This is a genomic window from Micromonospora sp. NBRC 107095 (genome assembly GCF_030269705.1).
GTDB classification, from domain to species: domain Bacteria; phylum Actinomycetota; class Actinomycetes; order Mycobacteriales; family Micromonosporaceae; genus Micromonospora; species Micromonospora parva.
In genome coordinates, this window is record NZ_BSTU01000002.1 from 432,513 (window position 1) to 449,861 (window position 17,349).

At 71.2% G+C, this 17,349-nt stretch carries 14 protein-coding genes; 6 read left to right on the plus strand and 8 right to left on the minus strand.

Features of this window, described 5'->3' with window-relative positions:
• The first annotated feature begins 47 nt into the window (after positions 1-47).
• On the plus strand, positions 48-2,612 hold the full coding sequence (gene valS, locus QSK15_RS14340) for a valine--tRNA ligase (RefSeq protein ID WP_285794693.1): 2,565 nt from the start codon (positions 48-50) through the stop codon (positions 2,610-2,612).
• A 42-nt stretch (positions 2,613-2,654) separates the two neighbouring features.
• Here the strand turns inward: valS and QSK15_RS14345 are convergent, their stop codons facing one another.
• The 5 genes from QSK15_RS14345 to QSK15_RS14365 all read right to left on the minus strand — a co-directional run bounded on the left by QSK15_RS14345 (position 2,655) and on the right by QSK15_RS14365 (position 6,974).
• Positions 2,655-3,299, minus strand: a complete 645-nt coding sequence (locus QSK15_RS14345; protein WP_285794694.1) for a hypothetical protein — start codon at positions 3,297-3,299, stop codon at positions 2,655-2,657.
• A 240-nt stretch (positions 3,300-3,539) separates the two neighbouring features.
• Positions 3,540-4,250, minus strand: a complete 711-nt coding sequence (locus tag QSK15_RS14350; protein ID WP_285794695.1) for an ABC transporter permease — start codon at positions 4,248-4,250, stop codon at positions 3,540-3,542.
• Entirely contained in the window at positions 4,251-5,162 is a 912-nt protein-coding gene (locus QSK15_RS14355) for an ABC transporter ATP-binding protein (RefSeq protein WP_285794696.1), read from the minus strand. It lies immediately after the preceding gene.
• Positions 5,162-6,067, minus strand: a complete 906-nt coding sequence (locus tag QSK15_RS14360) for an ABC transporter permease (RefSeq protein WP_285794697.1) — start codon at positions 6,065-6,067, stop codon at positions 5,162-5,164. The genes QSK15_RS14355 and QSK15_RS14360 overlap by 1 nt, the downstream gene beginning before the upstream one ends.
• Positions 6,060-6,974, minus strand: coding sequence for an ABC transporter ATP-binding protein (locus tag QSK15_RS14365; RefSeq protein WP_279520042.1), 915 nt, complete (start codon positions 6,972-6,974; stop codon positions 6,060-6,062). The genes QSK15_RS14360 and QSK15_RS14365 overlap by 8 nt, the downstream gene beginning before the upstream one ends.
• 237 nt (positions 6,975-7,211) lie before the next feature.
• On the opposite strand from QSK15_RS14365, the gene QSK15_RS14370 reads away from it, so the two are divergent.
• The 4 genes from QSK15_RS14370 to galT all read left to right on the plus strand — a co-directional run bounded on the left by QSK15_RS14370 (position 7,212) and on the right by galT (position 12,356).
• A complete protein-coding gene (locus tag QSK15_RS14370) occupies positions 7,212-8,726 on the plus strand; it encodes a glycosyltransferase family 2 protein (RefSeq protein WP_285794698.1) in 1,515 nt (504 codons plus the stop codon).
• Positions 8,727-8,814: 88 nt separating this feature from the next.
• Positions 8,815-10,344 (plus strand): adenylyl-sulfate kinase, encoded by a 1,530-nt coding sequence (gene cysC, locus QSK15_RS14375; RefSeq protein ID WP_285794699.1) that lies wholly within the window; start codon positions 8,815-8,817, stop codon positions 10,342-10,344.
• A gap of 113 nt (positions 10,345-10,457) precedes the next feature.
• A complete protein-coding gene (locus tag QSK15_RS14380; RefSeq protein WP_285794700.1) occupies positions 10,458-11,267 on the plus strand; it encodes a DeoR/GlpR family DNA-binding transcription regulator in 810 nt (269 codons plus the stop codon).
• Positions 11,268-11,279: 12 nt separating this feature from the next.
• Positions 11,280-12,356, plus strand: coding sequence for a galactose-1-phosphate uridylyltransferase (gene galT, locus QSK15_RS14385; protein ID WP_285794701.1), 1,077 nt, complete (start codon positions 11,280-11,282; stop codon positions 12,354-12,356).
• Positions 12,357-12,687: 331 nt separating this feature from the next.
• On the opposite strand, the gene QSK15_RS14390 is transcribed toward galT, so the two are convergent.
• Positions 12,688-13,905 carry an NADP-dependent isocitrate dehydrogenase gene (locus tag QSK15_RS14390; protein ID WP_088987690.1) on the minus strand — a complete coding sequence of 406 codons (1,218 nt, stop codon included), beginning with the start codon at positions 13,903-13,905 and terminating at the stop codon, positions 12,688-12,690.
• Positions 13,906-14,042: 137 nt separating this feature from the next.
• On the opposite strand from QSK15_RS14390, the gene QSK15_RS14395 reads away from it, so the two are divergent.
• The gene (locus QSK15_RS14395; RefSeq protein WP_285794702.1) at positions 14,043-14,852 is read left to right on the plus strand and encodes an MBL fold metallo-hydrolase; all 810 of its coding nucleotides are present in this window, start codon (positions 14,043-14,045) and stop codon (positions 14,850-14,852) included.
• Positions 14,853-14,981: 129 nt separating this feature from the next.
• Here the strand turns inward: QSK15_RS14395 and mdh are convergent, their stop codons facing one another.
• On the minus strand, positions 14,982-15,932 hold the full coding sequence (gene mdh / locus QSK15_RS14400) for a malate dehydrogenase (RefSeq protein ID WP_285794703.1): 951 nt from the start codon (positions 15,930-15,932) through the stop codon (positions 14,982-14,984).
• A 138-nt stretch (positions 15,933-16,070) separates the two neighbouring features.
• Positions 16,071-16,931 carry a bifunctional methylenetetrahydrofolate dehydrogenase/methenyltetrahydrofolate cyclohydrolase gene (locus QSK15_RS14405; RefSeq protein ID WP_285794704.1) on the minus strand — a complete coding sequence of 287 codons (861 nt, stop codon included), beginning with the start codon at positions 16,929-16,931 and terminating at the stop codon, positions 16,071-16,073.
• Between the last annotated feature and the right edge of the window lie 418 nt (positions 16,932-17,349).

Genomic DNA, 17,349 nt, shown 5'->3' on the forward strand with positions numbered 1-17,349 from the left:
GCCGCAACTACGTCGCCCCGCACCCGGCGGATGCCTACGATCGCAGGATGACCGACACGGCGAGGACGGCCCGCGCCGGCGTTCCCGAGCGTCCGACCCTGGACGGGCTCGAGGAGAGCTGGGCGCGCCGCTGGCAGGAGGAAGGCACGTACGCGTTCGACCGCTCGAAGGAGCGCAAGGACGTGTACGCCATCGACACCCCGCCGCCGACCGTATCGGGCGAGTTGCACATGGGGCACGTCTTCTCGTACACGCACACCGACACCTCGGCGCGCTACCAGCGGATGCGCGGCAAGGCCGTCTTCTACCCAATGGGCTGGGACGACAACGGCCTGCCCACCGAGCGTCGGGCGCAGAACGTGTACGGGGTGCGGCCCGACCCGGCGCTGCCGTACGACCCGGTGTGGCGGCCACCGGCGGCCCCGGTCGACGACGCGGCCCGCCGCGACCCCACCCCGATCTCCCGGCGCAACTTCATCGAGCTGTGCGAGCGGCTGACGGTCACCGACGAGCAGGCCTTCGAGGCGCTGTGGCGGCGGCTGGGGCTCTCGGTGGACTGGTCCCTGACGTACACGACGATCGGCCGGATCGCCCGCACCACCAGCCAACGGGCGTTCCTGCGCAACCTGCGCCGCGGCGAGGCGTACCAGTCGGAGGCGCCGACGCTCTGGGACGTCGGCTTCGCCACCGCTGTCGCCCAGGCGGAGCTGGAGGACCGGGAGCGCCCCGGCGCCTACCACCGGCTGCGGTTCGCCACGGCCGACGGGCGTGAGGTGCTCATCGACACCACCCGGCCCGAGCTGTTGCCGGCCTGCGTGGCGCTGGTCTGCCACCCCGACGACGAGCGGTACGCCGACCTGGTGGGCGGCACGGTGCGCAGCCCGCTGTTCGACGTCGAGGTGCCGGTGTACGCCCATCCACTCGCCGAACCCGGCAAGGGCACCGGCATCGCGATGGTCTGCACCTTCGGTGACCTGACCGACGTCACCTGGTGGCGTGAGCTGGGGCTGGCCACCCGGGTGGTGATCGGCCGGGACGGTCGGCTGCTCCCCGAGCCGCCGGACGGCGTGCCACCACAGCCGTACGCGGCGCTGGCCGGGCAGACCGTCAACGGTGCCCGCCGGGAGATCGTCGGGATGCTGGCCGACGCCGGTGACCTGATCGGCGAGCCGCGCCCGGTCACGCACCCGGTCAAGTTCTACGAACGCGGTGACCGGCCACTGGAGATCGTCTCGACCCGACAGTGGTATCTGCGCAACGGCGGCCGGGACGAGGCGCTGCGCGCCACCCTGCTGGGTCGCGGCGAACAGCTGCACTGGGTGCCGGCGCACATGAAACACCGCTACGACAACTGGGTGGGCGGCCTGACCGGGGACTGGCTGGTCAGCCGCCAACGCTTCTTCGGGGTGCCGGTGCCGGTGTGGTACCGGCTCGACGACGTTGGCGAGCCGGACTGGTCCCACCCTCTCACGCCGGACGAGTCCGCGCTGCCGGTCGATCCGTCCAGCGACCCGGCACCGGGTTACGACGAGTCGCAGCGCGGCCAGCCGGGCGGCTTCATCGGCGACCCGGACGTGCTGGACACCTGGGCCACGTCGTCGCTGACCCCGCAGATCGTCGGTGGCTGGGAGACCGACCCGGACCTGTTCGCCCGGGTCTTCCCAATGGACCTCCGCCCGCAGGGGCAGGAGATCATCCGGACCTGGCTCTTCGACAGTGTGGTCCGCTCCCACTTCGAACACGGGGTGCTGCCCTGGCGGGACACCGTGCTCTCGGGCTGGATCCTCGACCCCGACCACAAGAAGATGGCGAAGTCCAAGGGGAACGTGGTGACCCCGCTGGCCCTGTTGGAGCAGCACGGCTCGGACGCGGTGCGCTACTGGGCGGCCAGCGGCAAGCCCGGCATGGACCTGGCGTTCGACCCGGCGCAGATCAAGGTGGGCCGGCGACTGGCCACCAAGCTGCTCAACGCGTCCAAGTTCGCGCTCGGGCTGGGCGCGGCGGACGCCCTGCGCGCACCGACGACCACACCACTGGACCGGGCCATGCTCGCCGAGCTGGCCACCGTGGTCACCGCCGCGGGCGCCGCCTTCGACTCGTACGACCACACGGCGGCGTTGCAGGTGACCGAGGCGTTCTTCTGGCGGTTCTGCGACGACTACATCGAGCTGGTCAAGGAGCGCGCCTACGGCACCGGCGCGGCGGCCGACTCGGCACGGGCAGCGTTGGCCTCGGCGCTGTCGGTGCAACTGCGGTTGTTCGCCCCGGTGCTGCCGTACGTGACCGAGGAGGTCTGGTCGTGGTGGCGTTACGGCTCGGTGCACCGGGCGCCCTGGCCCACCACCCACGAGGTGGCCCGGACGATCGAGGGGTCGGGAGATCCGGCGCTGCTGCGGCTCGCCGGTGACGCGTTGAGCCAGGTGCGACGGGCCAAGTCGGAGCGGAAGCTGTCGATGAAGGCGGAGGTGCCGTTGGCCGAGGCGCTCGGTCCGGCGGCGCTGCTGGAGCAGCTCACCCTGGTCGCCGACGACCTACGGGCGGCGGGCCGGATCGGCAAGCTCGACCTGCTCCCGGACCGTGCCCCGGAGCTGGTCATCGCCTGCGCCTTCTGACCCGGGTCCGCCGCCGCCCGGACGGGCGGCGGCGGACCCGGGTCACCAGCCGCGCAGGAACCGCAGCCCGAGCAGGAACGCGACCACGGCGGGCCCCACCAGCAGGGTGATCGCCTGGAGTCGGTACGGCATCCGGTGCCGGGTCAGCTCCCCCGCGTTGCCCAGCACTATCGCCCCGGCCAGCATCAGGAAGGCGCCCCACCAGCCGGTCTTGAGGTGGATCAGATCCACCCGGATCAGTTGCAGGGTCAGGCCGAGCAGCGCGCCGGTCAGCGCGAGCAGGGCCACCGCCCGGTGCAGGCCGCGGGCCAGTGGGTGAGCCGCCCGCCAGCCGTAGGTGCCGGCTACGGCCAGGCAGGGCAGCACCACCAGCAGTGGCCAGCCGCGCCCCATCACGCCGAACATCAGCAGCGCGCCGACCGCGAAGACGATCGTGCCGACACAGGCCAGCACGTACCCGGCGAAGGCCCGGCCGCCCCCGCGGGCCAGCAACGGCCCACCACTGGCCGCGATCAACGCGGCCGGAATCAGGATGAACACGGCCCACCAGTGGAACTGGCCGCTGCCCTGGGCCGCCGTGGCGACCGTGGCACAGGCCAGCCCGGCGACGGCCAGGCTGGTCAGCCACGGCCGGCTGCTCCGGGAGTACGGCTCAGCCAACGACGTCCGCTCCGCTTCGACGCTCACGCCCGTCAGCCTGACCCGAGCGGGCCCGACCGGTCCATCCGGCCAGCCCTACCGCCGCGCGGGGGCTGGCCGGAACAGCGGCTGGGGCGTGTGTCAAAGCCTCGGTCGAGCCGAGGCGGAGTCCAGGCGGCGATCCGGCAAGGCGGAGACTGGCCCGGATACCGGTGTTGTATCCGGGCCAATCTCCACGGGCCCGCCGCAGGCCGGCCAGGGGCTTTGACACATGCCCTAACACCGCTGTCAGCTCGTCTCGCCGGCCACGCTGAACGAGCGCAGGCGGTCGATGGCGAGCACTGTGAAGCCGATGCTGACCAGCGCGGTCATCACCGACGCCACCGACACCGACACGCTGGCCTCCAGCAGCCCGGTGGGGGCGATCCGGTCGGCGAGGGCGATCACGTACTGCTGGATGGAGAGCACCTTGGTGCCGCTGACGAAGTTGCCCAGCAGGCCCTCCCAGATCAGCACGTAGACCAGGCCGAGGAGCACCGGCCGCCTGGTGACCAGGCTGAGCGCGAGGAAGAACGCCGAGTACGCCAGCGCGCCGAGCGCCGCCGCGGCTGCCAGCGCCAGACCGAGGCGTACCGAACTGGCGAGCACGCCCGCGACGTAGAGCGGCACCGCCACGGTGACCGCGGTGACCCCGGCGGCCACCGCGAGCTTGGGCAGCACGATCTGCCACCGCGGCAGCGGCTTGGTCAGGATGTGCACCACGGTGCCGTCGTCGATCTCGGCGCCCAGCACGCCCGTGCCGATGATCAGCGCGACCACCGGCAGCACCACGGCGAGCCCGAGACCGACGAGCACCGGCGGCCCCCACTCGCGCGGGTCCACCCCCAGCGACCGACAGAGCACGGCCAGGCCGAGCAGCACCAACGGCAGCGGCAACAGCAGCAGGAACCGACGTCGGCCGAACAACCCGCGCGCGGTGATCCAGGTAACCGTGGACATCTATGCCTCCACCAGGTAGGAGAAGACGCTCTCCAGGGATTCGTCGGACGGCACCAGTTGCCGCACCCGGATGCCCCTGCTCAGGGCGATCCGGGGTAGCGCCCGGGTGAACGCGCCGTAGTCACCGGCCCGCACGGTCAGGCCGGTCGGCTCCAACTCGACGCCGCTCACCGACGCCTCGGCGATCAGCGCGACGGCCAACGCCCGATCGTCGGTGGAGCGCACCGCGAAGACGTGCGGGCGGTTGGTCATCAACCGACGGATGGTCCGGAAGTCGCCGGAGGCGGCCAACCGGCCGGCCACCATCACCTGCACCGTTCCGGAGACCTGCTCGACCTCCTCCAGGATGTGCGAGCTGAACAGGATCGTCCGGCCAGCGTCGCCCAGGGTGTGCAGCAGCTGCATCATGTGCAGCCGCTGGCGCGGGTCCATGCCGTTGAACGGCTCGTCGAGCAGCAGCACCTGCGGGTCGTGCACGAGCGCGGCGGCCACCCGGGCGCGCTGGCGCATGCCCTTGGAGTACGTGCCGATCCGGCGGTCCTGCGCCGATTCCAGCTCCACCAGATCGATCGCCCGTCGGGCCGCAGCCGCCGGGTCGGGCAGTCGGTGCAGCTTCGCGCTGGCCAGCACGAACTCGTACGCGGTCAGGAAGCCCTGCACCGCCTCCCGTTCGCTGACCAGCCCCAACCGTCGGTAGACGTCGGGGTTGCGCCAGGTCGGCTCGTCGTCGAGGGTGACAGTGCCGCGCGACGGGGCGAGGAACCCGGCCATCATGTGCAGCAGCGTGGTCTTGCCGGCGCCGTTCGGGCCGAGCAGCCCGGTCACGCCCGGCCCCAGGGCCATGCTGATGTCGTTGACAGCGACCACGTTGCCGTACCACCGGGACACCCCGGTCAGGCTCAGCGTGCTCATCAGGAGGCGACCTTCCGGTAGCGGGCCAGCAGCAGAGCGGTCGCGCCGGCGACCAGCAGCACCGCGGCCAGGGCGTAGACCGGGCCGAACCCGCCGATGGACGGGCCGCCCTGGTCACCTTCGACAAGCAGGTCACCGAGCGACCAGATGCCCACCCCCTGCACCAGCGTGGAGGGAGACGCGAGCCCGGCCAGTTCGTTGGCGGCGCGCGACGGCAGGATGCTCAGCACACCCACGATCGGGGTGGTCATCAGGAAGACCGCGACCACACCGCCGGCGGCGAAGGCACGCTTGCCGGTCAGCGACGCGACCAGCAGGCCGACCGAGGCGAAGACCACCGCCCACAGGCCGGCGTAGAGCAGCCCGGGCAGCAGGTCGAGCAGTTCGTTCCACACCCCGCGCATGCCCTGCTTGGTGGTGAACGCGGCGCCCAGGAACATCAACAGCTGCGGCCCGCCGAGCAGCAGCCAGAGCGCGGTGGCCAGCGCCAGCAGCTTGGCCAACGCGTAGTCGCTGCGCGGCAGCGGCCGGGAGAAGTACAGCGGCAGCACACCGCTGCGCAGATCGCGGGAGACCAGCTCCGGGGCGACGACCGCGACGAAGAAGATGACCAGCCAGCTCATCGAGTCGGCGAACTGGGCGTACGTGGCGACCGGCTCGCCGATCTGGCTGCGGATGGCGGCCAGGGCCACCGCGACCAGGGTGACGATGCCGACCACCAGCCACGGGAAGATCTTGGCCTTGGCGCTGCGCCCGAACCCGAACGCGGTACGCAGACCGTGCAGGTAGAGCGCGCCGAAGACCTGCCGACGGCCCAGCCTCGGGCCCTCGTAGCGCTGGTAGCCGATGTCGTGGATGACTCCGGTCGGCGTCTGCCGGGCGCTGGTGGTGGACGGCTCAGGCATGAGTGAGCTCCCTCGTGGCGAAGAGTTCGGCCACCCGGTGCCGGCGCTGGTCCAGTCGGTGCAGTGGCAGGTCGAGGTCGGCGACGGCGCCGAGGATCAGGTCGTAGGTGCCGTCGTCGGCGAGTTCGACGAGGAGCAGTCGCCCGTCCCGCGCGACCGGCAGCTTCAACTCGGCCAGCCGGGCGGCGAGTTCCTCGGTCCCCTCGCTCACCTCGACGGCGAGCACGTCGGTCGCCGAGGTCATCGCGGAGATGTTGTCGGCCCGCAGCAGCCGGCCACCGTCGATGGCGATCAGGGTGTCGCAGATCCGCTCGACCTCGCCGAGCAGATGCGAGCAGACCAGGACGGAGATGCCGAACTCGGTGCCGATCCGGTGCACCAGGGCCAGCATGGCGTCGCGGCCGGCCGGGTCCAGACCGTTCGTCGGTTCGTCGAGCAACAGCAGGTCGGGGTCGTGCACGAGCGCCTGGGCCAGCTTGACGCGCTGCTTCATGCCGGTCGAGTAGCCACCGACCGGCCGGTAGCGCTCCTCGTAGAGACCCACGTGCCGCAGCGCCTCCGAGGCCCGCTCGCGGGCCGCGGTGCGGGGCAGGCCGCTCATCCGGCCGAGGTGGGTGACCAGCTCGGCGGCGGACAGGTCCGGTGGGAGGCAGTCGTGCTCGGGCATGTAACCGACCCGGTTTCGGACGGCCGCCGGGTCCGCGGTCGGGTCGATGCCCAGCACCGAGACCTGACCGCTGGTTGGTGCGATCAGGCCGAGCAGGATCTTGATCAAGGTGGACTTGCCGGCGCCGTTCGCGCCCACCAGGCCGATGATCCCGGGCTCGACGGCGACGGTGAGGTCGGCCAACGCGGTGACCCGACCTCCGTACGTCTTGGTGAGCGACTGGGTCGCGATCAGTGTCACGCGCCCAGCGTAGGGAGTCGATGCCCGGCATGGACACCGGCGCGCCCCCGGCGCTCCCCTGATCCTTTGCCGGGCGGCCCCCTAAGGTCCGCGGCGGGCGCCCGCGGCGTTTTCGCCGGTCCCGCGTTCGGTCGGACCCCGCTTCCGGAAAGACCCATCCGAGGTGACACCATTCACCTCTCGTTCACCGGGCATCGATCCGCCTGGCGATCGACCGACGACGCGGGAGGGATCCTGATGGCCGAGGTGGGCGTCCCCAAGGTGAGCGTCGTGGTGCCGGCGTACAACTGCGGCCCGCACATCGAGAAGCTCATCGCCTCACTGCTGCGCCAGTCACTGCCCGCCGACGAGTTCGAGGCGATCTTCGTCGACGACGGCTCGACCGACGAGACGGCCGAGCGGCTGGATCGGCTGGCCGCTGAGCACCGGCACATCACTGTGCTGCACATCGAGAACTCCGGCTGGCCCTCGCGTCCGCGCAACCTCGGCATCGAGCAGGCCCGCGGCGAGTACGTCTTCTTCGCCGACGACGACGACTGGTTCGCCGACGAGGCATTGGAGCGGCTGTACGCCTGCGCGAAGGCGAACGACGCCGACATCGTGATCGGGAAGATGGCCGGGTACGGCCGGCCCGTGCCGCGGGAGCTGTTCCGGAAGAACCGCTTCGACGCGACGCTCGCCAACTCACCCCTGATCGACAGCCTGACCTGCCACAAGCTGTTCCGACGGTCGTTCCTCAACGAGCACGGTCTGCGGTTCCCGGAGGGCGGCAAGCGTCGGCTGGAGGATCATTCGCTGGTCGTCCGGGCCTACTTCCTGTCCCGGCGCACCTCCGTGTTGTCCGACTACATCTGCTACCACCACGTTCAACGGGGCGACGCACGCAACGTCACCGCGGCCCCGCTGGAACCGTCGAGCTACTACGCCAGGGTGCGGGAGGCGCTGGACGTGGTGGACGCCCACACCGAGCCGGGTGCGCTGCGGGACCGGCTGCACCGGCGCTGGCTGCGCAACGAGATGCTCAGCCGGCTGCGCGGCAAGCGACTGCTGAACGCCGATGAGGCATGGGTGGAGCAGGTCGCGCTGGAGGTCCAGAAGATCATGCTGGACCGCTTCGCCCCTGGCGTCGCCGGTGGGCTGCCGCCGATGCTCCGGGCGATGGCGTACCTGGCGGAGCGGGGCCGGGTCGCGGACCTGCGCCGGCTTGCCCAGTGGGAGGCGGGCATCCGCGCCCACGGCACCGTCGGTGAGCTTCGGCGCGTCGACCATGCCGTCACGGTGACCGTCGCCGCCGAGCTGCGCTCCGCGGACCAGCCGGTCAGCTTTCGCGCCGAGGGTGACCGCGACGTGCTGATGCTGCCGCTGGAGGAGATCGCCCCCGAGGTGCTCGACGCGACCGCGCAGGTGCGCAAGGCCCGCCTGGACCTGGTGGCCCGCCACCGGGAGACCGGCGCCGAGATCTTCCTGCCGAGCACCTTCGAGACCGAGCGGATCACCGGTACGACAGCAGCGGACACTGTCCACCTGGTGCACCGGGCCACCGCCACCATCGACTTCGCCGCCCTCAACGGCGGCCGGACGCGGGGTAGGTGGCTGCTCAAGGCCCGGATCACCAACGTGGGCTGGACCGAGGACGCGCGACTGCCGCTGGTGTTCATCTGCCGGGCCGACGGCTCGCGACCGCGGATCCGCGACGAGCGGAAGGTGTGGAACCGGCTGAGGTCGGCGGTAGGCCGGCGGATCAAGCGCTGACCCGGCGGCGGGGGTCTTGGAGTGGCACCCTCGACCGATCGGCGGTCGGCTGCGAAACTGTGTGCCGGTCAGCGAGTGGGGAGCGTGAATGAGCAACGGCTGGGTGCTGCCCGACGAGGTGCTACGGGACGCGCCGGCGTACACGCCACGTCCCGGTGAGCTCGCGGATCTGGAGCTGCTGCTGACCGGCGCGTACGCTCCGCTGACCGGCTTCATGACCCGCGCCGACCTGGTCTCGGTGAGCCGACGCGGCCGGCTGGCCGACGGCACCCCGTGGCAGGTCGCGGTGGTTCTCCAGGTGCCGACCGCACTGGCGCAGAGCTTCGATCCGCGCGACCCGGCCCGCCGGGCGCTCGTGCTGACCGACGGGGAGGGTGCCCCGGTCGCCGCCCTGGACGTGGCCGACGTGTGGCCGATCCGCGAGGGTGTGGCGGGGGTGGGCGGCCAGGTCCGACGACTGGGTGACGGTGGGCACGGCCCGTTCCAGCGGCTGCGTCGTGACCCGGAGGAGGTCCGCGCGCTGCTGCCCCCGGGCCGGGTGCTCGGGGTGATCGCCGATCGGCCGCTGCATCGTCCGCAGCTCGCCCAGATCGCCCATGCCGCCCGCACCCTGGCAGCTCATCTGCTCGTGATGATCCCGGTCGGTGAGGGCGGCGTCGGTGGGCTTCCGCCGGAGGCGCTGGTCCGTACGATCTTCGCCGCCCGGGACCGGATGCCGCCCGCCACGCTGGTCGCGGTGCCGCTGTCGCACCGCCAAGAGGAGATCAGCGACGCGTTGCTGCGCGCCCGGGTCTCCGCCGCGTACGGGGTCACCCACCTGCTCTCCACCGGGGAGATGCTCTCCGGCGCCGGGCTGCGGGTGCTGGTGCCCCGCGAACTCGCCTACGACAACCGGGACGGGCAGTGGCGGTGGCGGGAGGACATCCCACCGCGCAACCGCCGGCTCGCGCTGACCCAGGCGGAGATCGACGATCTGCTCGACAGGGGTTTCCCGCTGCCGGAGTGGCACACGCCGCCCGCTGTGGCGCGGGAGTTGGCCCGGGCCCGGCCGCCGCGCCGGCAGCGAGGGCTGGTGGTCTTCCTGACCGGCCTCTCCGGCTCCGGCAAGTCGACTGTCGCCCGAGGGCTGGCGGACGCGTTGCGGGAGAGCGGCGACCGAACGGTGACCCTGCTCGACGGGGACGTGGTGCGCCGGGAGCTCTCCGCCGGGTTGAGCTTCAGCAAGGCCGACCGGGACCTCAACGTCCGGCGGATCGGCTGGGTGGCCGCCGAGATCGCCCGGCACCGTGGGGTGAGCATCTGCTGCCCGATCGCCCCGTACGCGGCGGCCCGCGCCACCGCCCGGGAGATGGCTCTCGCCGCCGGGGCGGGTTTCGTGCTGGTGCACGTGGCCACCCCGCTGGAGGTGTGCGAGCGCAGGGACCGCAAGGGCCTGTACGCGCGGGCGCGGGCCGGCCTGCTCACCGGGATGACCGGCATCGACGACCCGTACGAGGAGCCGACCGACGCGGATCTGGTTCTCGACACCAGTGACGTGAGCGTGGCGGACGCGGTGCAGGCCGTGCTGCACCACCTGACCGAGACCGGTTGGGTGGAGCTGACCATCCCGTCCACCTGAGGCGTCGCCGTACCCCCGTTTCTTCCGCCGCTGAGCGGCACGCGCTAGTGTTCATCTTTGTTGGAACACGTTTGACCGCGTGAGGGTACGTGGACCCTGGGGAGGCACGGCGGATGCTCGCTCAGCAGCGGCAGGCGGCCATCCTGGAGCGGGTCCGTTCGACCGGTGGCGTCCGGGTCAGCGAGTTGGCCGGCGAGTTCGGCGTGTCCGACATGACCATCCGGCGTGACCTGGACGCGCTGCACGAGCGCGGCCTGCTGGCCAAGGTGCACGGCGGTGCCACCACGACCGGGCCGAGCGCGACCGACGAACCGGGCTTCCGCGCCAAGTCGGTCCGCCAACTGCCGGAGAAGGCAGCCATCGCCGACCGGGCCGCCCAGCTGGTCCGGCCCGGCGCGGCGGTCGCGCTCTCCGCCGGCACCACCACCGCCGAGCTGGCCCGCCGGCTGGTGGACGTCCCCGAGCTGACTGTCGTGACGAACTCGCTGCCGGTAGCCGAGATCATGCACGCGGGCGGCCGCCCGGACCAGACGGTGGTGCTCACCGGCGGGGTACGCACACCGTCGGACGCGCTTGTCGGCCCACTCGCGGTGGGGGCCGTCCGGTCACTGCACCTGGATCTGCTCTTCCTGGGCGTGCACGGCATCACCGAGCGGGCCGGCTTCACCACACCGAACCTCATGGAGGCGGAGACCGACCGGGCGCTGGTGGCCGCGGCGGACCAACTGGTGGTGCTCGCCGACCACACCAAGTGGGGCACCGTGGGCATCTCCTCGATCGTCGAGTTGGCGGCGGCCCACGTACTGGTCAGCGACGACCGGTTGCCCCCACCCGCACGGCGGGTACTCGACGAACGGGTGGGCGAACTGATCATGGTGAAGGCGACAGGGGGCGGGCCGCGTGACGCGCACGCCGACAACTGAGGGGACGGCGCCGTGAAGCGCACCGCGATCGACCTGGCCGACGGCCGGGAGCTGATCTACTTCGACGAGCGCGACGACGCGGTCCGCGACCAGCCGGACCGCCGCGACCTGCCACCGCCTCCCCCCGCGTCGCAGCTGCGCTACGACCCGCTGACCGACGAGTGGGTGGCGGTCGCCGTGCACCGGCAGACCCGCACCTTCCTCCCACCGGCGAACGAGTGCCCGCTCGACCCGTCGGTGGGCGACCGGCTGACCGAGATCCCCGCACCCGACTACGACGTGGTGGTCTTCGAGAACCGGTTTCCGTCGCTGAGCGGTCGGGTGGCCGAGGAGCCCGGGGAGATCACCCCGTTCACACCGGTCCGGCCGGGCGTCGGCCGGTGCGAGGTGGTCTGCTTCACCTCCGACCACAACGCGTCCTTCGCCAGCCTGCCGCCACGCCGGGTCCGTACCGTGCTGGACGCGCTCGCCGACCGCACCGAGGCGCTCGGCGCGCTGCCCGGCGTCGAGCAGGTCTTCTGCTTCGAGAACCGGGGCGTCGAGATCGGTGTCACGCTGCACCACCCGCACGGGCAGATCTACGCGTACCCCTTCGTGACGCCGCGCACCCGCGCGATGCTGGCCGCGGCGCGCCGGCACGCCGAGCGGACCGGCGGGGGCAACCTGTACGCGGACGTGCTGGCCGCCGAGCGGGCCACCGGTGACCGGGTGGTCGCCGAGAACGAACACTGGACGGCCTACGTCCCGGCAGCCGCCCGCTGGCCGTTCGAGGTGCACGTCGCGCCACACCGGGTGCTACCGGACATCCCGGCGCTCAACGACAGCGAGCGGGAGTCGTTCGGTCCGCTCTACCTGGATCTGCTGCGCCGCTTCGACGGCCTCTTCGACATGCCGATGCCGTACATCTCGGCCTGGCACCAGGCCCCCGTACGGATCGATCGCGAGCTGGGTTACCTGCACCTGCAGCTGTTCAGCATCCGGCGGGCCACCGACAAGCTGAAGTTCCTGGCGGGCTCCGAGTCCGGGATGGGCGTCTTCATCAACGACATTGCCCCGGAACGCGCCGCCGACCTGCTGCGTGCCGCCTGAGCGGGCCCGCTGCGTCGTGTGTCTGAGCTTGGCCGGTGACTGAGCGCGGCCGGGCCGGCGCGGCGGGAAACAGGGCGCGGGGGGCCCGGGACAGGGCCCCCCGCAGGGAAGGGACGGCTGGCTGTGCACGGCACAGCCGGGAAGGCTGGCTGATCGGCGCACGGTGCCGCGGGTCGACCGTGGTCAACCTTCCTGGACGCGACTGGCATCTCGTCCATCCTGGTCAACGAGGCGCGCCGGCAGCAGTGACGCCGACCGGCGTGGCGGCCCCGGACACACCGGAGCCCGCCGGCAGGGTGCCGGCGGGCTCCGATGACGCGGTACGCCTGGATCAGGCAGCGAGCTTGCGGGCCAGGTTCTCGTCGAGCGCGTTCATGAACTCGTCGGTGGTCAGCCACGGGGCGTCGCGCGAGATGAGCAGCGCGAGGTCCTTGGTCATCTGGCCACCCTCGACGGTGTCGACGATGACCTGCTCCAGGGTGTTGGCGAACTCGGTGACCGCCGGGGTGCCGTCCAGCTTGCCCCGGTGGGCCAGGCCCCGGGTCCAGGCGTAGATCGACGCGATCGGGTTGGTCGAGGTCTTCTCGCCCTTCTGGTACTGCCGGTAGTGCCGGGTGACAGTGCCGTGCGCGGCCTCGGCCTCGACGGTACGGCCGTCCGGGGAGAGCAGGACGGAGGTCATCAGACCCAGCGAGCCGAAGCCCTGCGCCACGGTGTCGGACTGCACGTCACCGTCGTAGTTCTTGCAGGCCCAGACGTAGCCGCCCTCCCACTTGAGCGCGGCGGCGACCATGTCGTCGATGAGCCGGTGCTCGTAGGTGAGGCCGGCGGCGTCGAACTCGGCCTTGAACTCCGCCTCGAACACCTCGGCGAAGATGTCCTTGAAGCGGCCGTCGTACGCCTTGAGGATGGTGTTCTTCGTCGACATGTAGACCGGGTAGTTGCGGTCCAGGCCGTACCGGAACGAGGCGCGGGCGAAGTCCCGGATCGACTCGTCGTAGTTGTACATGCCCATGGCGATGCCGCCGCCGGGGAAGTTGGCGACCTCCATCTCCATCGGCGTACCGCCGTCGGCCGGGGTGTAGGTGATGGTCACCGTGCCCGGGCCGGGGACGACGAAGTCGGTGGCCTTGTACTGGTCACCGTGGGCGTGCCGGCCGATGATGATCGGCTTGGTCCAGCCGGGGACCAGCCGCGGCACGTTGGACATGATGATCGGCTCACGGAAGACGACGCCGCCGAGGATGTTGCGGATGGTGCCGTTGGGCGACCGCCACATCTTCTTCAGGCCGAACTCCTCGACCCGGGCCTCGTCCGGGGTAATGGTGGCGCACTTGACGCCGACGCCGTGCTCCTTGATGGCGTTGGCGGCGTCGATCGTGACCTGGTCGTCGGTCTCGTCGCGGTACTGGATCGACAGGTCGTAGTAGTGCAGGTCGACGTCGAGGTAGGGCAGGATCAGCTGCTCCCGGATCTGCTTCCAGATGATCCGGGTCATCTCGTCGCCGTCGAGTTCTACGACCGGGTTGTTTACCTTGATCTTCGCCATCGGCCGGCGCTCCTCTCGGGGGACACGTGCTCAAGCAGTACGAGCGTACTGCAATTGGACCGGCAGCCCCCAGCCGGCCTCGACCGACCGGCGGAACCGGACTGCGCGGAACAGGAATGCCCTGGAATCATCGTCCGATGCCACTGAACCGCACCCTCGGGTCTATCACGGTCACCGCGCTCACCGACGGTGAGGGTCCCTTCTTCCAGCCTCGCGCGGACGCGTTTCCGCAGGCCACGGCAGCTCACTGGGCGGAGGCCGACCGACGCGACCCCGGCTCGGTGACCGCCGACGGGCAGTGGTGGCTGCCGTTCCGCAGTTTCGCGATCCGGATCGACGACGGGCCGGTGACGCTCGTCGACGCCGGCATCGGGCCGGCGGACTCCCTCGCCGCGAGCTGGGCACCCGTGCCCGGCCGGATGCCCGCCGAGCTGGCCGCCGCCGGCATCGACCCGGCCGACGTCGACACGGTCGTGCTGACCCACCTGCACAGCGACCACATCGGCTGGGCGGTCACCGGCACGCCGGGGCGGCCGTACTTCCCGAACGCGAGCTACCTGGTGCAGCGCGCCGAAATCGACGCGGCGGAGACGCTCAACCCGGGGCTGCCGGCCGGCCTGATCGGGCCGTTGCGCGCCGCCGGCCAGCTCCGGGTGGTCGATGGCGAGACCACCCTCACCCCGGCGGTACGTCTGCTGCCCACCCCCGGACACACCCCAGGCCACCAGTCGGTGCTCGTGACGGTGGCCGACGAGCGGATGCTGTTCACCGGCGACCTGCTGGTGCACATGGTGCAGCTGGTCGATCCCGACCTGGCGTACGCCCACGAGGTGGACCAGGAACAAGCCCGCCGCTCCCGCCGGACCACCCTGGCCACGGCGAACCCCACCCTCCTGGCCACCCCCCACCTGGCCACCCCCTTCACCCCCCACCCCCTGATCAGTTGATCATGGGGTTGACGGGGTTTTCGATCTCCACGCCTGCCGCTAACCCCGTGATCGACCGGAGGGGGTGGGGGTGGGTGCGCGAAGGGCGCGTCGGCGGAGCCGGCGCGCCCTTCGTTGCGTTCGTGGGTGTTACATGCTGGAGATGTCGGCCTGCTTGGCGCGGACGGCCTCGGCGGCCTCCTTGAGGCTGGCCAGCTCGTCGGCGTCCAGGTCGGTCTCGACGACCCGCTTGACGCCCTCGGCACCGATCTCGGCCTCGACACCCAGGTAGACACCGGAGATGCCGTACTCGCCGTCGACCCAGGCGCAGACCGGCATGACGTCGCCGGAGTCCTCGGCGACGGCCTTCGCCATCCGGGCCGCGGCGGCGGACGGTGCGTAGTACGCCGAACCGGTCTTGAGCAGGGCGACAACCTCCGCGCCACCGTTGCGGGTCTTGACGACCAGCTCCTCGATCTGCTCGGCCGGCATCACGTCACGCAGCGGCTTGCCGTTGACGGTGCTCTTCGACGGCACCGGGACCATCGTGTCGCCGTGGGAGCCCAGGGTCAGCGTGCGTACCGACGCCACCGGCACGTTCAGCGCCTCGGCGACAAAGTTGCTGAACCGGGCCGTGTCCAGCATGCCGGCCTGGCCGAGCACCCGGTTCTTCGGGAACTGGGTGGCGAGCTGGGCCAGCGCGGTCATCTCGTCCAGCGGGTTGGAGACCACGATGACGACGGCGTTCGGGGCGTACTTGGCGACGTTCTCGGCGACCTGGCGGACGATCTTGGCGTTGGTCTCCAGCAGGTCCATCCGGCTCATGCCCGGCTTCCGCGGCAGACCAGCGGTGATCACGACGACGTCGGAGCCCTCGATGCTCTCGTAGCCCTCACCGTTGGGGCCGGTCGTCACGCCGACGACCTTGGTCTCGAAGCCCTCGATGGCCCGCGACTGGTTGAGGTCGAGCGCCAGGCCCGCGGGCTTGCCCTCCACGATGTCGGTGATCACTACGGTGTCGAAGACGTCGTACTCGGCCAGGCGCTGTGCGGTGGTGGAGCCGTAGAAGCCAGCCCCGACGACAGTGACCTTCTTACCCATGGTCGTCCCACTCCCTGATACCAGTCGGTTTTCCGGACCGTATCAGTCATCCTGGCACCGATCCGGCCAGGGGCGGCGGGCATCGCCGGGATGGGGCGAACGTCACCGCCGTCCTGGTTCGGCGCGCCGAGGTGCGGGTCAGCCGCGCTCGGCGCGCTCCACGACATTGGTGAGCAGCATGGCCCGGGTCATCGGGCCCACGCCGCCGGGCATGGGGACGAGCGCGCCGGCCGTCTCCACCACCCCCGGGTCCACGTCGCCCGTGTAGCGGCCCTTGCCGTCCGCGCCGATCACGCGGGTGATGCCGACATCCACCACCACCGCGCCAGGGCTGATCATGTCGGCGGTGAGCAGACCCGGCACGCCGGCCGCGACGATGACGATGTCGGCGGCGCGGGTGTGCGAGGCGAGGTCGAGGGTGCCGGTGTGGCACAGGGTGACCGTGGCGTTCTCACTGCGCCGGGTGAGCAGCAGGCCGAGTGGGCGCCCGACGGTGTTGCCCCGGCCGACCACCGCGACGGTGGCACCGCGCAGCGCCACGTCGTGTCGGCGGAGCAGCTCGACGATGCCGCGCGGGGTGCACGGCAGCGGCCCGTCGTAGCCGAGCACGAGCCGACCCAGGTTGACCGGGTGCAGGCCGTCGGCGTCCTTGTCCGGGTCGATCAACTCCAGCACCCGCTGGGTGTCGAGGTGGGCCGGCAGCGGCAACTGGACGATGTAGCCGTGGCACGCCGGGTCGGCGTTCAGCTCGGCCAGCACGTCGTCGACCTGCTGCTGGGTGGCGTCGGCCGGCAGTTCGCGGCGGATCGAGGCGATGCCCACCTCGGCGCAGTCGCGGTGCTTGCCGTTGACGTACGCCTGGCTGCCCGGGTCCGCCCCGACCAGGACCGTGCCCAGCCCGGGGGTGATGCCGCGTTCCGCGAGTGCCTTCACCCGGATGCGCAGCTCGTCCTTGATCTCCGCTGCGGTTGCCTTGCCGTCCAGAAGCGTCGCCGTCACGACCAGATCGTCTCACGGCCGGCACCCGCGGTTCAGACGACCTCAGCTCGGGGCGGTCCGCCGCTACTGCCAGGTGCCGGTTGCCCAACGTTCCGGCCGAGTCGAACTGACTACCACCTGAGTGACCGTGTGTGACGTGTTGCTAGTCACTCTCGGTCACAATTTGTGGGTTCGATCACTGTCGAACCAGACAGCCCGGGCCGGCGAGACGGAGACCGGACTTTCATCCCAGCGGGGGTCAAGCCAACCCACCCAAGCCCAACCAGCTCGTCCGTCGTCCGAATATCCGCAGGATATTGCCAGTAAACCCGGCTTTGGCTAGCAGATTCACCCGCCCTCGACAAGGAGGGAAGGCCCGGACCGTTATCCACCCGCAACCGCGTCGTTGCCGAAGGCCCGCCACCGACCTACCGTTACC

What these genes read in the sequence shown, in the direction of transcription:
- QSK15_RS14380 (WP_285794700.1), top strand. Translation starts at nt 10,458, where the DNA reads ATGCTCGCTCAGCAGCGGCAGGCGGCCATCCTGGAGCGGGTCCGTTCG.
- mdh (WP_285794703.1), bottom strand. Translation starts at nt 15,932, where the DNA reads ATGGGTAAGAAGGTCACTGTCGTCGGGGCTGGCTTCTACGGCTCCACC.
- QSK15_RS14370 (WP_285794698.1), top strand. Translation starts at nt 7,212, where the DNA reads ATGGCCGAGGTGGGCGTCCCCAAGGTGAGCGTCGTGGTGCCGGCGTAC.
- QSK15_RS14350 (WP_285794695.1), bottom strand. Translation starts at nt 4,250, where the DNA reads ATGTCCACGGTTACCTGGATCACCGCGCGCGGGTTGTTCGGCCGACGT.
- QSK15_RS14395 (WP_285794702.1), top strand. Translation starts at nt 14,043, where the DNA reads ATGCCACTGAACCGCACCCTCGGGTCTATCACGGTCACCGCGCTCACC.
- QSK15_RS14390 (WP_088987690.1), bottom strand. Translation starts at nt 13,905, where the DNA reads ATGGCGAAGATCAAGGTAAACAACCCGGTCGTAGAACTCGACGGCGAC.
- cysC (WP_285794699.1), top strand. Translation starts at nt 8,815, where the DNA reads ATGAGCAACGGCTGGGTGCTGCCCGACGAGGTGCTACGGGACGCGCCG.
- QSK15_RS14355 (WP_285794696.1), bottom strand. Translation starts at nt 5,162, where the DNA reads ATGAGCACGCTGAGCCTGACCGGGGTGTCCCGGTGGTACGGCAACGTG.
- valS (WP_285794693.1), top strand. Translation starts at nt 48, where the DNA reads ATGACCGACACGGCGAGGACGGCCCGCGCCGGCGTTCCCGAGCGTCCG.
- QSK15_RS14360 (WP_285794697.1), bottom strand. Translation starts at nt 6,067, where the DNA reads ATGCCTGAGCCGTCCACCACCAGCGCCCGGCAGACGCCGACCGGAGTC.